This is a genomic window from Granulicatella seriolae (assembly GCF_024543085.1).
GTDB lineage: Bacteria > Bacillota > Bacilli > Lactobacillales > Aerococcaceae > Granulicatella > Granulicatella seriolae.
This window is the reverse complement of record NZ_JANHNZ010000001.1, coordinates 199,251-217,532: the sequence shown is the minus strand read 5'-3', so window position 1 is coordinate 217,532 and position 18,282 is coordinate 199,251. Positions and strand designations below refer to the sequence as shown.

The following is an 18,282-nucleotide window of genomic DNA, read 5'->3' as shown; positions in this document are numbered from 1 at the left end:
TTTTATGACAAAGACAATTGATTATGTAAAAGAATTAACGGCTATTCCTTCTCCGACTGGTTATACTAAAGAAGTAATGGATTATGTTATAAAGCAAGTAGAAAGTTTTGGTTATAAAGCCAAAAAAACACCAAAGGGAGCCGTTATGGTGACTGTTCCGGGCTTGGACGACAGCAAACACCGTGTGGTTACGGCACATGTGGATACACTTGGTGCCATGGTGCGAGCTATTAAGCCTGATGGTCGTCTAAAAATGTCCTTAGTTGGAGGTTTTACTTGGAATGCCATTGAAGGAGAAAATTGTACCATCCATGTGGCCAGCAATGGGAAAACTGTTTCCGGAACCATCTTGGTGCATCAAACTAGTGTCCACGTCTATCGAAATGCAGGAACGATTGAAAGAACACAGGACAATATGGAAATTCGTCTAGATGAAAAGGTTTCTAATGAGGAAGACGTTAGAGCTTTAGGAATCGAAGTAGGTGACTTTATTTCATTTGATCCTCGGACCTTGGTAACAGAAACGGGCTTTATAAAGAGTCGTTTTCTTGATGATAAGGTTAGTGCAGCTATTTTATTAGACTTATTAGAAACCTATAAAAAAGATGGCACGCAGCTACCTGTGACGACCCATTTCTATTGGAGCCCATTTGAAGAAGTGGGTATGGGGGCAAATAGTAGTATTCCAGAAGAAACAGTTGAGTTTTTGGCTGTGGACATGGGAGCTATGGGAGATGACCAACAAACGGATGAGTATACTGTTTCTATCTGTGTCAAAGATGCCTCTGGTCCTTATCATTACGATTTCCGTCAACATCTAGCAGCTCTAGCAAATGAACATAATATTCCTTATAAATTAGATATCTATCCTTATTATGGCAGTGATGCTTCAGCAGCGATGAAAGCTGGAGCAGAGGTTAAGCATGGCTTAATGGGTGCCGGCATTGAATCTAGTCATTCCTACGAAAGAACGCATGAGGATTCTGTCAAAGCAACCCAAAATCTATTGGATGCCTATTTGAAAAGTCCATTGGTTAAATAAGGACTAGTTATAAAGCACCTTTTCCTACTTACTTATATAAGAGTCTCCAGCTAAAGAGTCAGAAATCAAAACGGTGGCACCGGAGTGAGCCAAGGTCTCACACCTTAGCTGTCTACGTGGCTGTAATCGGCTGAAGCCGAAACATCCACTGTGCGTCAGCTATGCTTTACACCGTCATTTCTGACTCTTTAGCTGGAGACTCTTATATGATTTAGAAATTAATCTTATTTATTATGGAGATTCTACCCAACATTATTTAATAGGGAATAATCTGTTTCTATTTTAAAACATATCTGTACTAATTTAGTGTTTTATAAATCGTTTTCACTTATATTAAAACTTTGCAATATAATTGACATGATAGCAATCAATCTTTAAACAATAGTTTTTTAGAAAACGATGGAAACTGTTGTACATTAGACCTTCAAGGTGTTATCATAGAGATGCAAATGACATGAGTTTGCCATAAAAACGATTCAGGAGGAATACAGATGAAAGTAGTAGTTGTAGGATGTACCCATGCCGGTACGGCAGCAGTAAAAACTATTTTAAATGAGAATCCACAAGCACAAGTAACCGTCTACGAACGTAACGATAATATCTCATTCTTATCATGTGGGATTGCATTATATGTTGGAGGAGTTGTGAAAGATCCTCAAGGTTTATTTTATTCAAACCCAGAAGAACTAGCTAGTTTAGGTGCAGATGTCCACATGGAGCATGATGTGACTAGTATTGACACTGCCAACAAGACTCTAACTGTTAAAGATCTTAAAACAGGCGAAGAACAAACTGAAAGTTATGACAAATTAGTCCTTACAACAGGTTCATGGCCAATCATCCCTCCAATTCCAGGACGTGAATTGGAAAATGTTCAATTATGTAAAAACTACAACCAAGCAAAAGAAATTTTTGCTAAAAAAGGCGATGCTAAGAAGATTGTTGTCGTTGGTGGTGGCTACATCGGTATCGAATTAGTAGAAGCTTTCGCTTTAGAAGGCAAAGAAGTAACACTAGTCGATGGATTAGACCGTATCTTGAACAAATACCTTGACCCAGAGTTCACTAACATCTTAGAAGACGAATTACGTGAACGTGGCGTTAAAGTTCGCTTAAACGAAATGGTTAAATCTTTTGAAGGAACAGACGGAGTTGTCAACAAAGTGGTGACTTCTGGTGGCGAATACGAAGCAGACATGGTTATCCTATGTGTTGGCTTCCGTCCAAATACTGACCTAGTTAAAGACCAATTAGAAACCATGCCAAATGGTGCTATAATCGTTAACGATTATATGGAAACAAGTGTCCCTGATGTCTATGCAGCAGGTGATAGCTGTGCTGTAAATTACAACCCTAACGGTGGACATGCTTATATTCCATTAGCAACAAATGCTGTTCGTATGGGTAGCTTAGTTGGTAAAAATATCGATGGTCATAAAGTGAAATACCGTGGAACACAATCTACTTCTGGTTTACATCTATTCGGATGGAATATTGGTTCAACTGGTGTTAACGATGGCGGCGCTAAAGCGTTCGGCTTAGAAACACGTTCTGTTTACTTTGTCGATAACCACCGTCCAGAATTCATGCCAGACTACGAAAAACTATACATGAAACTTGTATATGAAGTACCAACAGGACGCATTGTTGGTGGACAAGTAATGTCTAAATATGACATCACACAATCTGCTAATACCTTATCTCTAGCAATCCAAAACAAAATGACAATTGAAGACTTAGCTTATGTTGACTTCTTCTTCCAACCAGTCTTTGATCGTCCTTGGAACTACCTAAACTTACTTGCCCAAGCAGCTTTAGAACAAGAACGTGTACTTGCTTTAGAAAAATAATATTAAACTTAGCTTAACTTGAACAAACACATTTGTTTGTTCAAGTTTTTTTTTCGTCTATGTGGTAAAATGGAGGTACTGAAATGTATTAGGAAGGTGGAAGCAGATGCAAACATCTAAACAGGCAAGTTTAAAGGTTTCCATCAAGGAATTTTTCTTAGTTGTTATTGAAAATTTTACTCGATTCAACATTGGTACTGAAGCTGCAGCTATGACTTACTTTTTAATTCTGTCAACGGTACCTATACTGATTGTCATTGCCAATTTGATTCCATTGATGCCGATACCGGTCAATGAGGTCTTAAGCTACATGGAGGCATTTTTACCACCAGATATTTATAACCTGGTCGGTGGTGTTATTATTGATTACCTAAAGCAAGTTGATGGAAATATCATCTCCTTGGGTCTATTGTTCTTGATGTGGCCAGCATCCCAAGCCTTAACAGGATTGCAGAATGCCCTTAATCAAGTTTATGGAGCGACAGTAGGGCGAAATTTTATTATTTCTCGTATCTTTAGCTTTGCCATTGCTTTAGGTGGTGCAGCTATAGTGGGACTTGTTTCCTTTGCTTTCGTTTTTGGGGGACAAATCATTCTATTTATCGAAAACATGTTTAGTATTGATCTGAAAAATGTTATGATTAGTTTCGAATTGTTTCGGTGGATAGTCTTAATTGGAACGGTTCTCTTGTTAGTCATTTTGACCTATTATTTTGTACCAAACGTTAAATGGCCTTTAAGGTATGCTATCCCAGGTGGTATTTTTACCACTGTTGGTTATGTAGCTATTTCCCAGTTATTTACTTTATATGTGTCATTTGCCGGCAGGAGATTAACGGGTAACAATACGTTTGGGGTATTTATTGTTTATATGATGTGGATGTACTTGACCTGTATGGTTCTTTTGGTAGGTGGCGTGATTAATGTCATCATCTATCGCTATCGCCATCCAGAAACAGCTAGTCCAGAAAAAATAGAAGAAAAGAAACACACAATTAATTCTGAACAGATTAAAAAGATTCAGCTAAAAAAAGCTAGAATTCATGGAAATAATGAAGAGGAGCTTCAAGCTAAAAGCGTTGAAGTAGATGTTAAAGCCGAAGTTAACCAATAGAGGAGTAAGCATGAAAAGAAATATACAAACTTATGATGAAAAAGATTCACGGATAGATTACGGGGTTATTTTCCCTGTTTTAGTACTGGCCCTGATTAGTATTGCCACTTTATTAGCAACGACTTATTTTCAAGTTAGTCAAGGAAGTCTTAGACCAGCATTGTTACAAGTGGCTTGGTATGTGGTAGGTACTATCGCTGTTGTGGTGATTATGCAATTTGATTCGGAACAATTATGGAAACTAACCACCTGGGCCTATTTTATAGGTTTGGGACTCTTAGTAGCCGTGCTCTTTTTATACGATAGGGAAACGGCCATTTTAACTGGAGCACGAAGTTGGTTTAGTGTAGGAAGTATTTCCTTTCAGCCATCCGAGATTGTTAAGATATCCTATATTCTGATGCTGGCAAAAGTTGTCACTCAACACAATGTCGCTACCAAGAGAAAAACAACACGGACAGATTTTATGTTACTGTGCAAGTTAATCCTTTGGGCACTACCACCACTAGCCCTAGTTATCCTACAAAATGACTTAGGGACTACTTTGGTATTTATTTCCATTCTTGGTGGCATCTTAATTATGTCGGGGATCACTTGGAAAATCTTACTACCACTCATACTGACTGTGGCTGCAGTTGGGGCACTCTTAATCTATTTGGTAGTTTACAACCGACAAATACTGTTAAGTTTAGGCTTTAAGAACTATCAATTTGGACGGATTGATTCTTGGTTGGATCCTTATCGTGACCAAGCTGGAGATGGATTCCAGCTCTTCCAAAGTTTGAAAGCTATTGGATCTGGGCAGATAACCGGTAAAGGATTTGGTGTTTCTGAAGTATACGTACCTGTTCGAGAATCCGATTTGATTTTTGCGACAATCGGTGAGAACTTTGGATTTATCGGTGGCTGTATTCTGATTTTGGTTTACTTTATCCTTATTTACCAAATGATTCGGGTTTGTTTTGATACTAAAAACGAGTTCTATACCTATATAGCTACCGGGGTAATCATGATGATACTATTCCACGTGGTTGAAAATATTGGTATGACCATAGGACTGCTTCCTTTAACCGGGATTCCATTGCCTTTCATTTCGCAAGGGGGGTCTTCACTCTTAGGGAATATGATGGGGATTGGTTTAATCATGTCCATGCGTTACCACTACAAGAGTTATATTTTTGAAGACAAGGAAGAACGAGCTTTATAAAAGAAAGGGGACTTTTTATCAGTGAAAACAATCTATGTCCATCCAAAATGTTCCACCTGCCTCAAAGCAAAAAAATGGCTTGATCAAGAAGGTATTCCCTACAAAGTAGAAGATATTCGTGAAGTGAGACCTGATTTGGAAACCATGCGTGCCATTAAAGAAGCTAACCATTTGACAGTTAAGAACATGTTTAATACGAGCGGCGAACTTTATAAAGAGATGGACTTAAAGGACAAGCTTGATGATTTGACGGATGATCAAGCTTTGGAAATACTGTTAAGCGACGGAATGTTGATAAGACGACCTTTGCTTGTTGAAGGTACCAAGACGACTTTTGGTTTTAAGGAAGAAACATATTCTAAACTATGGGGGTGATAAGATGATAAGATACAGTGAAAATGGCTTTTGGGTTGAGAGAACGGATGATGTTTACAGAATTGGTCTATCACCAAAGGGGCAAGATGACTTAGGAACAGTTTCTTTTGTTGAAATTTCGGCCGATGATGTGTTGGATAGATCAGAACCGTTTCTTAGTGTTGAGGCTGCAAAAGCTGTCACTGATTTACTACCTCCTTTAAATGCACAAGTAGTTGAATGGCATAAAGATATTGAAGACAATCCGGACTTGCTTAACAGAGAATTTGCTGATAGCAATTGGGTTGTTAAGGTGAGTGCTGTCAATGAAGAGGAATATTTGGCTTTGTCTGAGCAAGACTTTCCTTTTGTTGATTAAATAATGAAAGATTAAAGTTAGTTTTTTGAACGAAATCGAGTCCCAAGGTTATCGGTCGGAAGTAAAAGGGCAGGCAAAAAAGCCCATAATGAGTAATGTTTATATTTAAATCACAAAAGAGTTTTGCGAAAATCTTATCAGAAATGAGAACGGTGGCACCGCCGTGAGCCAAGGTCTCACTGGCTTAGCTGTCTACGTGGCTGTAATCGGCTGAAGCCGAGACATCCACTGTACGCCAACTATGCTTTACACCGTTATTTCTGATAAGATTTTCGCAAAACTCTTTTGTTTAAATAGCTGCAGGGACCTTTTGCCTAGCTCCATTACGAGAGACAATCTGGAGACTCTTTGTGCCTAGCAAACTAATTTTTTAGTTAGTGCTAATAGTTATTTATTCAACACGTTTAGTAGCTAGTATAAATAGATACTCCTAAAATCCTATGTAAGCGAGGATTTCAGGAGTATTTTTTGTTCTTATAATATCCGATATATTAGAAAGAATGTAGATGGAATTGGAAAAGCGATTGGTTACCAAGTAGAACCATATTTATTCTGAATGTCCTAACTTTTATATCCTTTAGATTAGAAAGTTTTACTTACAATGGAATTGGGCAAAAAAGTCCGTATTATTATAAGATAAAAGAGTTTCCGAGAAAAGTACCAGAAATAACGGTGTAAAGCATAGCTGACACACAGTGGATGTTTCGGCTTCAGCCGATTTACAGCCACGTAGACAGCTAAGCCGGTGAGACCTTGGCTCACGGTGGTGCCACCGTTTCGATTTCTGGTACTTTTCTCGGAAACTCTTTTATGATTTAGAACTTGATTTTATACTTGACAGACTTTATGCCTAGTTCCTTACAGTCATGCGGACAGGTAAGTTATGAGAGTAAGAATCTGGACAGTGTTATTGCCTTGATTTCTAACTAATATACTAGGAAACCTGAATGGTAAAACATTATTTTTTCTCCAAAGAGTGACAAACTCGGTCAATAAAGTTTGAAAAGATTCCTTGCATCTTTTCAGATTGATTGATCATGGTTTCTGGGTGCCATTGTACGGCTAGCATACTTTGACCGTCCTCGTGAGACTCAAAGGCTTCAATAATTCCATCACTGCTCCAAGCAACAGGCGTAAATTTAGGGGAAAGAGTTCTAACTGCTTGGTGGTGGTAGGAGTTTACCGATGCTTGAGTTCCTAGAATCTTGGACAATTCACTACCGTTAGCAATCTGAATGCTATGTGTAGGGTAACTTGGCATGGTCTTTTGGGTATGGAGTACTGTATTTTTTTCGTACTGACTTTCAATATCTTGAAAAAGGGTTCCCCCAAAGGCAATATTTAAAATTTGTAACCCACGACAAATAGCCAAAATGGGTTTCTTTTGTTTATAAGCCTCTTCAATAAGAGCCAACTCAAAAACATCTCTTAAAGGATAGGTTCTGCCTAGTTTAAGGTTGGGTTCTTCTCCAAAAAGGAGTGGTGATACATCTTGCCCGCCTGCTAAAAGTAAGCCGTCTACACGACTAATATAGTGATGCGCCAGTTCAGGTTCGCTAACTGGGATGACAACAGGAATAGAGTTTGATTTTTGTAGACCTTTAACAAATCCATCTGGTGTATAGGTCAAAATTAGATTTTCAGTATCCAGCTCGTTAAAGCGATGGTTACCAGCAATCCCAATAATTGGAAACATACAGATCCTCCTTTGTACTCAGTAGGGGAGTCATAACTAGAAATTCTTGTGAAATCAACTGGTCACGGTCCTCTAAAATGTTATTCTCTATAATACATCATTGTGAATGAAAATTAAAGAAAAAAGGACATTTTTTCAAAAGACAGTCATTTTGAAGAAAGGACTATCAGCTTGAAAGAGTCCATTCATTGCGAAAGAGCCCTAAGTAAGCTAAAATGGAAGATGAATCGGCTAAGCAAAAAAGCTTATGAGGGCCAGATGAAAATGCAAAAAGGAGTGAGATTATGTCTAGATTGGAAGTAAAAAATCTACACGTTTCTATAGAAGATAAAGAGATTCTAAAAGGGGTCGACTTAGTCATAAATACAGGGGAAATTCATGCCGTTATGGGACCAAACGGAACAGGAAAATCAACCCTATCCGCTGCCATTATGGGGCACCCAAGCTATGAAGTAACCCAAGGAGAAATCCTATTAGACGGTGAGAATGTCTTGGAAATGGAAGTTGACGAGCGAGCTAGAGCTGGCTTATTTTTGGCCATGCAATACCCAAGTGAAATTGCTGGTGTGACCAATGCAGAATTCATACGGTCAGCCATCAACGCCCGTAGAGACGATGACCATAAAATGTCTGTCAGAGAATTCATTAAAAAGTTAGATGAAAAGATGGAGCTCTTAGATATGCCTGAAGAAATGGCGGAGCGTTACCTAAATGAAGGTTTTTCTGGTGGCGAGAAAAAACAGAATGAAATTCTGCAATTGATGATGATCGAACCAACATTTGCTATCCTTGATGAGATTGACTCAGGTCTAGATATTGATGCCCTAAAAGTCGTTTCTAAAGGTGTCAATGCTATGCGTGGTGATAAATTCGGTTCTTTAATCATCACCCACTATCAACGACTATTAAACTACATTACACCAGATATTGTTCATGTAATGATGGACGGACGAATCGTCAAAACTGGAGATGCTAGCTTAGCAAAACGTCTAGAAGCAGAAGGTTACAAAGGTATCAGTGAGGAATTGGGCATCAAGTTAGAGATTAACGAATAGGAGGAAACAGTTGTGAGCAATGAAGGGTTAAACAAGAAAGAAGCTATCCAACTTTTTTCATCTATCAAAGAAGAGCCAAATTGGTTTCTTGAAAATCGCATAGCTGCCTTGAATCTGGCGGAAGCCTTACCATTACCACTGATTGAACGAGTTAAGTTCAATCGCTGGAATCTTAAAAGTTTTGCTATCGGAGAAGGCGATTCGCTAACCACAGATTTGGAACATGATATTGACTCTTCCCAAGAAGGTGGTGCAAAAATCGTTCAGATTGGTGCCGTAACCTATTGGGAAGAAATGGCTCAAGAACTGATTGATCAAGGAGTTATCGTGACTGATTTTTTCAGTGCCTTACAAGACTATCCGGACTTGGTGAAAGACCATTTCATGACTAAGGCTGTCCATATGGAGGAAGATGCTTTAACCGCTTATCATGCTGCCATGCTTAATTCAGGAATTTTCATTTATATTCCAAAAAATGTTGTGGTCAAAGGGCCGATAGAAGCACATTTTGTACAAAATGCTAGGATTGATGAAGCCTTTGTAAAACACGTGCTTATCGTAGCAGATGTAAATAGCTCCTTTACCTATGTTGAACGATTTGAAACGGTTGGACAAAAAGAAAATACCGCTAATATCATGGTGGAAGTTATTGCCAAAGAGGGAGCAAAAATCCATTATTCAGCTGTGGACACACTCGGAAAAAATACCGATACTTACATGAACCGACGTGGCTATCTTGAAAAAGATGCCAGCATTGATTGGGCTATGGGTATTATGAATGATGGCAATCTAGTAGCAGATTTTGATTCAGAATTAATCGGAAATGGGTCACAATCCAAAGTAGCTATTGTAGCTATCTCAAGTGGCAATCAAGTTCAAGGAATTGATACTCGCGTGACCAATACTGGTAGAAACTCAGTTGGGCACATCCTACAACACGGGGTAATTATGGATCGCTCAACACTGACCTTTAACGGTATCGGACACATTTTAAAGGGTGCTAAAAATGCTGATGCACAACAAGAAAGTCGTGTCCTCATGCTGTCTGACTCCGCACGTGGAGATGCCAATCCAATTCTTTTAATTGATGAAAACGAAGTAACGGCTGGCCACGCAGCTAGTGTTGGCCAAGTGGATGAGGAACAATTATTCTATCTAACCAGCCGAGGCATTAGTCAAGCAGAAGCCAAACGCTTAGTTATTCGAGGCTTCTTAGGTGCAGTTATTACCGCCATTCCTATTAAATCTATCCAAGAAGAATTGGTTCAAATGATTGAACATAAGTTGGTGAAAAGCACATGATTGCTAAAGCGATTCGTGATGATTTCCCAATCTTAAAACGCTCAGTAAATGATGAGCCCTTAGTTTATCTGGATAATGCAGCTACAACACAAAAACCGAAACAAGTCATTCAAGCTTTAGAAGATTATTATTTCCAACACAATGCCAATATCCACCGTGGGGTTCATACTTTAGCGCAAGAAGCTACAGAAGCCTATGAAGAGGCTAGAGACAAGGTCAGAAACTTTATCAAGGCCAAGTCGACCAAGGAAGTTCTCTTTACTAGAGGAACTACGACAGGCCTCAATTGGGTAGCCAAGGGGTTTGCACAAAATATCCTACAAGCAGGCGACCAGATTTTCATCTCACCGATGGAGCACCACTCTAACCTAGTACCGTGGCAAGAAGTGGTTCGCAAAACAGGGGCACAGCTTGTATATATGCCTTTATTGGCTGATGGAAGTCTAGATATGCCGGCCATCAAAAATATGATGTCAGAAAAAACAAAGATCATGGCGATTACACATATTTCAAACGTCTTAGGGGTCACCAATCCCATCAAGCAGTTGGGTCAGTGGATGCATGAAACCGGTGGCTACATGGTTGTTGATGGTGCACAAGCTGCTCCTCATATGCCAATTGATGTTTGCGACTTAGATTGCGATTTTTATGCCTTTAGTGGCCACAAGATGTTAGGGCCAACAGGTATTGGCGTACTCTATGGAAAAGAAAAGTTATTAGAAGTCATGGAACCTCAAGAAACAGGTGGGGAAATGATTGATTTTGTTTATGAACAAAGCAGTACTTGGAAAGAATTGCCTTGGAAATTTGAAGCAGGTACCCCTAATATTGCTGGTGCCATTGGATTAGGCAAGGCAATTGATTATTTGCAAGCAATCGGCATGGAAACTATCCAAGCTCATGAACAAGAAATAGTTGATTACCTTTTACCTAAGTTAACAGCTATACCGGGTGTTCATATTTATGGGCCGGCTGAAACCAAAAACCATAGTGCCGTAATCTCATTCACTATCGATGGGATTCATCCGCATGATATAGCGACAGCTATGGATATGGAAGGGATTGCTATTCGAGCAGGGCATCACTGTGCCCAACCACTGATGAGATGGCTAGACGTGTCGGCAACCGCAAGAGTATCTTTCTATATCTACAACACGTTAGAAGAAGCGGATTTCCTGCTGGCAACCATAGAAAAAGTAAAGGAGTTCTTCCACAATGGCACTATCTAGATTAGAAAACCTCTATCGACAAGTCATACTGGACCACTCTCAGCACCCACGCAACAAAGGACTGCTAGCAGAATCAAGCAGCCAAATCATAGAAATGAACAACCCAACCTGTGGCGACGTCATCCAACTACAAGTCGTTTTAGACAATGACCAAAAGATTAAGACAGTAAAATTTGACGGACACGGGTGTAGCATCAGTATGGCAAGTGCCAGCATGATGTCAGAAGTGATTATCGGCAAAACCATGCAAGAAGCCATGACACTATCCCAAGACTTCTCCAAAATGGTGCAAGGACAAGAAGTTGATACCGAACCACTAGGGGATGCTGCCTTACTAGCAGGAGTTGCAAAATTTCCAGCCAGAATAAAATGCGCTACCTTAGCTTGGAAAGCTTTAGAAAAAAGCAAAGAAAACACGAAAAGGAGTGAGTAGATGAGTGGAGTACCAGAATTAGAAGACTACAAATATGGATTTCACGAAGATGTCACACCCGTATTTGAAACTGAAAAAGGGCTTAGTGAAGCCGTTGTGCGTGAAATCTCACGTGTTAAAGACGAACCAGAATGGATGTTAGACTTCCGTTTGAAGTCCCTAGCTGCATTTGAAAAGATGCCTATGCAAACATGGGGGCCAGATTTGTCTGACATTGATTTTGATGCTTTAACCTATTTCAAACGTGCTAGTGATAAGCCGGCCCGTTCATGGGATGATGTGCCAGATAAGATTAAGGAAACCTTTGAGCGTATCGGTATACCAGAAGCAGAACGTGCCTACCTAGCAGGGGCTTCTGCTCAATTTGAGTCAGAAGTGGTCTATCATAATATGAAAGAAGAGTTTGACAAATTAGGTATCGTCTTTACCGATACCGATTCGGCACTCAAAGAGTACCCAGAACTCTTTAAAAAATATTTCTCAAAACTTGTTCCACCAACAGATAACAAGTTGGCTGCCTTAAACTCAGCTGTTTGGTCAGGAGGCACCTTTATCTATGTGCCTAAAGGAGTTCGTTGTGATGTCCCATTACAAACCTATTTTAGAATCAACGACCAAAATATGGGGCAATTTGAACGGACTTTGATTATCGTGGATGAGGGAGCTAGTGTTCATTATGTAGAGGGATGTACAGCGCCGACCTATTCGACCAATAGTCTGCATGCAGCTATCGTAGAGATATTCGTCGAAGAAGGGGGCTACTGCCGCTATACCACCATTCAAAACTGGTCGGATAACGTCTATAACCTAGTCACCAAACGTGCACGAGCGGCTGCCCACGGTACCGTAGAGTGGATTGACGGAAACCTAGGAGCTAAGACGACTATGAAATACCCATCTGTATATTTAGAAGGTCCATATGCCAAAGGAACCATGCTGTCCATTGCCTTTGCCGGAGAAGGACAAAATCAAGATACCGGAGCAAAGATGATCCACAATGCGCCACACACCTCCAGTTCCATCGTGTCCAAGTCCATCGCCAAAGATGGCGGAGAAGTCAACTATAGAGGACAAGTGACCTTCAGTAAAAAATCAGACTATTCCATCTCACATATCGAGTGTGACACCATCATAATGGATGATAAATCCAAATCAGATACCATCCCTTTCAACGAAATCCATAACGGAAAAGTAGCCCTAGAACACGAAGCCAAAGTCTCAAAAATATCAGAAGAACAACTCTTTTATCTAATGAGCAGAGGGATTAGTGAATCAGAAGCGACTGAAATGATTGTAATGGGCTTTGTCGAACCATTTACCAAAGAGCTACCGATGGAGTATGCTGTTGAGTTGAATCGGTTGATTGCTTATGAGATGGAGGGGAGTGTAGGTTGATGTTTAAAAATCCTTTACAAACGTTGATAAATCAATGTTTGTAAAGGGTTATTTTTATTTTCTATAATACTTTTGTCGTATTTCTTGCTGTATACATAATTCAATTTGACACTCAAAAAGAATTTATGGGTGTTTGGTATGCTTTGAATACGAATATTATTGAAGGTTGGGAGCCTAAAAACAGGATGTTGAAGAAGTGAAGCAATATTAAACCAAAAAAACGAAGAAACGATAAAAGAATAAAATTGATTTGTATAAAGGCTACTATTATGATACTTTTAATAATGAGCATACCTATCTAAACTCATCTGTATTAAGTAACAAATGTAATATTAGAGAATTTGAAGAATTATTGAATAGAGAGTATCAGATGGTGAGAACTAATTATTTAAATCTTTACCTTTCGCTAATCATGGTACATTCAAAGGAAGATGTATGAAAAATTCATTGTATGCTATTTTCAGGTATGAATGGGCTGTGCAGTATTGAAGGGTGCATATCTCTAAACAAGGAAAAGCATTTATGGTAATGCAGTCTGAGTCGTATTAGTGATGCAAATGATATTGTAACTGATAACGCTGCTGGTTATAGACGACAAAATAAATTTGATGAAAAGACTGGAGAGATACAATGAAAATCACTAGAAATCGAAATATTGTAATTACTGTAAAAGCTTGGTTATTATTGCAATTTTCTATGCGAGCAGGAGAATTTGCTCAAGGAGTTGTTAATAAATTCCCTGTAAATATTTGGTTTGGTAGGGGCGTGGGAATTTTAGTTGCTGCGCTTGTAGGTTATTTTGTTTATTTAATTCTTTTTAATGAAATTAAAGAAGAACATCAAACTAGAGAGATGACTGATGAGGAAGAAAAAGAAGTAGCGGCTATGATTGTTGATGGTATGGATGAAGTGAAAGTGATTAAACGGATTAGGGAATATACAAATTATGATCTTGTTAAAGCTAAAAATGTATATGATATGAGAGTTAAAACAAGATGAATAGTTATTTGAAAAGTCCGATTATAGATTGAACAGTTTATTCAGATGTAAAATGTTAGAAGGGCGAATTAGCTCACTGTTAGAGAAGAATGAGGAGTGATTATATCGATTGGGGATATTATCACTCCTTATTTTCTATTGCTTGTTTCATTGAATAATACTCAAAGACGTTCAAAGCAAAAGTCATTTTGTACTGCTATACCAACATTCCTATGTGAGCGTCTTCAACTATTACTATCCATCCCAACCCATAATATTTCAAGGATGCATGCCAATATGTTATCATTAAATTAGTAACAGACACTGTGATGGGGATTCTAGACACTTGCTATGGCGCTTTGACAATAAGGAGGAAAATTATGAATGAGAACTTGTTAAATCAGAGTACATCGGAAACAATGCCTAAGATAACCTTGGCTTTTTCAACAGCTAGCACTATTATGGATGTTGAGGCCAGTCGAATTGTGTATAGTAATTTATTAAAAGAGCTTCAAGAGAAGTTATTGAGCCGTTTTCCTAAGAGAGAATGGGAGAAACTATTAGCGAAACTAAAAGAACATGAGCAAGATGTCAACTTCTTTAGAGGATCTGGACATGGCGTTCTATTATTTGTAGATGCAGATACTAATGAAAAGATTGAAGTCTCGCATGACATTTCTCCATATGTTTATGTAGGAAACCAGTTTTTACTAAAAGATTTGCTGACTATGGAAGAAACTTCTGAACGACCAAAGTACTTAATAGAGATTGGAAAAGATCGTTTCTTTAGTTGGTCTATTCAGGATTATGAACCTTTAAGCTTGCAAGATTTTGCTTATAACCTTTCAGATTACTTTGAAGACTTTGATAATAATTCAAATTTAAATGTAGGTAACTATGGCGGTTTAGACGGACAATATCATGGTCACCGTACAAAAGAAGAGGAAGAAGCTAAAGAGCAAAAGACCTACTATAGATATTTAAATGAAAAATTAGTTGATTTATCAACAAAAGACGACACCAAAATTGTATTATGCGGTGTTCAAGAAGTTGTTACTAAATTTTTAGACGAATCCAATAATAAATCCTATGTTTATGATGTGCTAGCATTCCCACTATCTAAAGCAAATAAGAAAGAATTGCAAACCAGTGTGGAAGCAATTTTTGAAAAAGAATACGACCGTAAGATAGGAAAAGTACGCCAAGAAATAGAAAATGCTAGTCGAGAAGGAAAGTTAGTCCACGATATGGAAGCTGTCCAAGAGAATGTAACGAATGGCTTAGTCAAAAAAGTTATTTTCCTAGAGAAGAATGATGGCTATTCAGTAGAGCATAATCAATTAATGATTCACTGCTTGAAATCTAATATAAAACCGATTGTATTAAGAAGTGATACCGATGAACCAGCTATTAATGCGATTCTCTATTAAAAAGTTTTGAGGAGATGTATGATTATAGACTGAGTTTCTGAGCCAAAAAACCATCCTTGACTTTGGATTAGTTAAGGATGGTTTTTTGCTATATACTTTGAAAATTGGGTCATCTTATACCAGTCAATTACCAGAAAAAGATGACCCAATTAGATGTTTTTTTATTGTGGCAAAAAGTAGTTGCATTCCCAAATGCATCAGCTTCTTTTTAAATAAACAAATTTAAGTTTGAGTGTTCACTATCACCAAGATAAGTTGCGACACCACCATACTCTACAAAATCGAATAATTCAGAACAATCAATGCCCATGATGTCCATGCTCATTGTACAAGCAACAAATTTAACACCTAGGTTATTTGCTTTTTCAATCATTACTTCAAGGGAATCAACATTTTTTTGTTTCATTACACTTTGCATCATTTTAGAGCCCATACCCAACATATTCATTTTAGAAATAGGTAAACTTGAAGCTCTGCTTGGGAGCATAATATCAAACATTTTTGCAATCCCACGTTTCTTTATTTTTTGTTTTTTCAAAATACTTAAACCCCAGAAAGTGAAGAAAATTGTAACTTCTTTTCCCATAGCTGCCGCACCACTAGCAATAATCATTGAAGCAAGTGCCTTATCTAAGTCACCACTAAAAACAACCATCGTCGCACCATTTTTAGTTTCATGAAGTACTCCCTCAGTGGGAAGCGAATGAGGTGTTATTTCACTATTTGTTGCTATTCCTTTGGTAATTTTAGCAACTACTTTAGAACCTTTCAATTGATTGTCAACAAGGGTATTTCCAGTGTTTTTACACCATGCTTCAATATCTGTGATGAATCCAAAATCACTAGCTTGGATCTCTAGTGTCTCTCCGTCATTCATTTTATCGATGGTTTCTTTTACTTTTAAAATAGGGCCAGGACATTGTAGGCCACAAGCATCAATAGAGATAAGTTTACTTGATTCGGCTGATGTAACATCACTTTTTTGATTGTTTACGATGTTACTAGTTGGTGCACTTAGGCGATAAGTTGCTTGTTTGTATGTTTTAAAACCACCGTCCAGATTCTTAACAGAATAGCCATATTGCATTAAAATTCTTGCGGCATTGTACCCACGTAGACCTACTTGACAATAGACGTAAATTATTTGATTTTTAGGGAGCTCATCTAGTCTAGAACGAAGTTTCGTTAAAGGGATTGCATGACTTGTGGGTAGCTCACCAGTTGCTAATTCAAATTCTTCTCTTACGTCTAGTAGATATGCGTTTTTTTCTAGAAGATCAGGTATTTCCTGCCAGTCGAATGTTTCTACCTTTTGATTCAAAATATTATCAGCAGTGTAGCCCAACATATTAACTGGATCTTTTGCACTAGAATATGGGGGAGCGTAAGCCAATTCAATAGAAGCTAATTGATCTGCTGTTGCACCAAATTTCATAGCCGTCGAGATAACGTCGATTCGCTTTTCGACCCCCTCCGTTCCAACTGCTTGAGCACCTAATATTTTCCCATCAGGAGCAAACAGTAGTTTTAGAGCAATTGGGCTGGCATCTGGATAATAGCTGGCATGTGAGTTTGGATGGATATGAATTCCTTTGTAATCAATGCCTAATCTTTGCAGTGTCTTCTCAGAGTTTCCAGTAGAAGCAGCTGTTAGCTCGAATACTTTGGCGACAGAAGTGCCTTGGGTTCCAGGGTACGCTACATCAAGCCCATTAATGATGTCTGCTACAAGTCTTCCTTGTCGATTTGCTGGCCAAGCTAAAGGTATTATTGTCTGTTGTTGATTAACAAAATCAGTTACTTCAATAACATCTCCTATTGCATAAATAAAAGGGTAGTTCGTTTCTAATTTCTTGCTCACTTTGATAGCACCACGAAGACCGAGATCTATACCTGATTCTTTTGCTAAAGAACTTTCAGGGTTAACTCCAATAGAAAGAATCGTTAAATCTGTTGTTAATGTTTTCCCACTGCTTAGTATTAGTTCATTTCCTTGTTTTGAGAAAGCTTTTAACCCATCGTTTAGAATCAAATTGACGCCATGAAGGTTTATTTGTGCGTGCAGAATCTGAGCTAACTCAAAATCAATATTTGGCATAACTTGAGCAGACATTTCTACAAGATTTACTTGAATCCCTAAATCAACCAGGTTTTCCATCATTTCTAATCCGATGAAACCTCCACCGACAATCGTTGCACTCTTTACCTTTTCATTTTCAATGTAGGTTTTGATGTGATCCATGTCAGGAATATTTCGTAAACTAAAGACGTTTTTTGCCTGGTCAAGTCCTTCGATTGGAGGAACAATTGCTTTGGCACCTGTTGAAATAATTAGTTTGTCAAATGTTTCTACATAGGTTTCTTTTGTATGGTGATTTAAAACAGAAACAGTTTTTTTCTGAGGGTCAATCGCTGTAACTTCAGAAAAATTTCGAATATCTAAATTATATTGTTCACTCATACCTTCTACAGTTTGCAATAAAAGATCTTCACGATTTTTGATAGTGCCTCCTATGTGATAAGGCAGACCACAATTAGCAAATGATATATATTCTCCTTTTTCAAAAAGGATAATTTCGTCTTTTTCGTTTAATCTTCTGAGTCTAGTCGCAGCAGTTGCACCACCAGCAACACCGCCAATAATTATAATTTTTTTAGACATATTTTATAGCTCCTATTCTATAGTTAATGACGACTATTTTTAGCATCATACATAAGATAAAATATACCCTTAAAGGGTATATTTGTCAACCTTAGTATTTAGCATATGATTATAATTCGTTTTGAAAGCAAACCTATTGACATTCATTTAAAATTA

15 protein-coding genes are annotated in these 18,282 nt (G+C 38.2%); 13 read left to right on the top strand and 2 right to left on the bottom strand.

Translation table 11 applies throughout. From position 1 onward, the window contains the following. Positions 1–4 precede the first annotated feature (4 nt). From NPA36_RS00950 to NPA36_RS00925, 6 genes are all read left to right on the top strand, one after another. A complete protein-coding gene (locus NPA36_RS00950) occupies positions 5–1,042 on the top strand; it encodes a M42 family metallopeptidase (RefSeq protein ID WP_256944244.1) in 1,038 nt (345 codons plus the stop codon). A gap of 491 nt (positions 1,043–1,533) precedes the next feature. After that, positions 1,534–2,892: an FAD-dependent oxidoreductase gene (locus tag NPA36_RS00945; RefSeq protein WP_256944243.1), complete on the top strand. Its 1,359-nt coding sequence runs from the start codon at positions 1,534–1,536 to the stop codon at positions 2,890–2,892. Between the two features lie 106 nt (positions 2,893–2,998). Then, positions 2,999–4,006: a YihY/virulence factor BrkB family protein gene (locus NPA36_RS00940; protein WP_256944242.1), complete on the top strand. Its 1,008-nt coding sequence runs from the start codon at positions 2,999–3,001 to the stop codon at positions 4,004–4,006. A 10-nt stretch (positions 4,007–4,016) separates the two neighbouring features. Next, complete coding sequence (locus NPA36_RS00935; protein ID WP_256944241.1) at positions 4,017–5,213, top strand: FtsW/RodA/SpoVE family cell cycle protein; 1,197 nt, start codon at positions 4,017–4,019, stop codon at positions 5,211–5,213. 21 nt (positions 5,214–5,234) lie between these two features. After that, entirely contained in the window at positions 5,235–5,588 is a 354-nt protein-coding gene (locus tag NPA36_RS00930; protein ID WP_256944240.1) for a Spx/MgsR family RNA polymerase-binding regulatory protein, read from the top strand. A gap of 4 nt (positions 5,589–5,592) precedes the next feature. Further along, positions 5,593–5,946: a glycine cleavage system protein H gene (locus tag NPA36_RS00925; RefSeq protein ID WP_256944239.1), complete on the top strand. Its 354-nt coding sequence runs from the start codon at positions 5,593–5,595 to the stop codon at positions 5,944–5,946. A gap of 958 nt (positions 5,947–6,904) precedes the next feature. Here NPA36_RS00925 and NPA36_RS00920 read toward each other — a convergent pair. After that, positions 6,905–7,642 carry a gamma-glutamyl-gamma-aminobutyrate hydrolase family protein gene (locus NPA36_RS00920; protein WP_256944238.1) on the bottom strand — a complete coding sequence of 246 codons (738 nt, stop codon included), beginning with the start codon at positions 7,640–7,642 and terminating at the stop codon, positions 6,905–6,907. A gap of 284 nt (positions 7,643–7,926) precedes the next feature. Between NPA36_RS00920 and sufC the strand changes: the two genes are divergently transcribed. The 7 genes from sufC to NPA36_RS00885 all read left to right on the top strand — a co-directional run bounded on the left by sufC (position 7,927) and on the right by NPA36_RS00885 (position 15,464). Then, complete coding sequence (gene sufC, locus NPA36_RS00915) at positions 7,927–8,697, top strand: Fe-S cluster assembly ATPase SufC (RefSeq protein WP_256944237.1); 771 nt, start codon at positions 7,927–7,929, stop codon at positions 8,695–8,697. A 12-nt stretch (positions 8,698–8,709) separates the two neighbouring features. After that, positions 8,710–9,999, top strand: a complete 1,290-nt coding sequence (sufD, locus tag NPA36_RS00910; protein WP_256944236.1) for a Fe-S cluster assembly protein SufD — start codon at positions 8,710–8,712, stop codon at positions 9,997–9,999. Beyond that, positions 9,996–11,228, top strand: coding sequence for an aminotransferase class V-fold PLP-dependent enzyme (locus NPA36_RS00905; protein ID WP_256944235.1), 1,233 nt, complete (start codon positions 9,996–9,998; stop codon positions 11,226–11,228). The genes sufD and NPA36_RS00905 overlap by 4 nt, the downstream gene beginning before the upstream one ends. Beyond that, positions 11,215–11,661 carry a Fe-S cluster assembly sulfur transfer protein SufU gene (sufU, locus tag NPA36_RS00900; protein ID WP_256944234.1) on the top strand — a complete coding sequence of 149 codons (447 nt, stop codon included), beginning with the start codon at positions 11,215–11,217 and terminating at the stop codon, positions 11,659–11,661. The genes NPA36_RS00905 and sufU overlap by 14 nt, the downstream gene beginning before the upstream one ends. After that, on the top strand, positions 11,662–13,056 hold the full coding sequence (gene sufB / locus NPA36_RS00895; protein WP_256944233.1) for a Fe-S cluster assembly protein SufB: 1,395 nt from the start codon (positions 11,662–11,664) through the stop codon (positions 13,054–13,056). 630 nt (positions 13,057–13,686) lie between these two features. Then, a complete protein-coding gene (locus NPA36_RS00890; protein WP_256944232.1) occupies positions 13,687–14,055 on the top strand; it encodes a hypothetical protein in 369 nt (122 codons plus the stop codon). 359 nt (positions 14,056–14,414) lie between these two features. Continuing rightward, positions 14,415–15,464, top strand: coding sequence for a baeRF8 domain-containing protein (locus tag NPA36_RS00885; RefSeq protein WP_256944231.1), 1,050 nt, complete (start codon positions 14,415–14,417; stop codon positions 15,462–15,464). 208 nt (positions 15,465–15,672) lie between these two features. Here NPA36_RS00885 and NPA36_RS00880 read toward each other — a convergent pair whose 3' ends face one another. Further along, the gene (locus NPA36_RS00880; RefSeq protein ID WP_256944230.1) at positions 15,673–18,126 is read right to left on the bottom strand and encodes a CoA-disulfide reductase; all 2,454 of its coding nucleotides are present in this window, start codon (positions 18,124–18,126) and stop codon (positions 15,673–15,675) included. Positions 18,127–18,282: the final 156 nt, after the last annotated feature.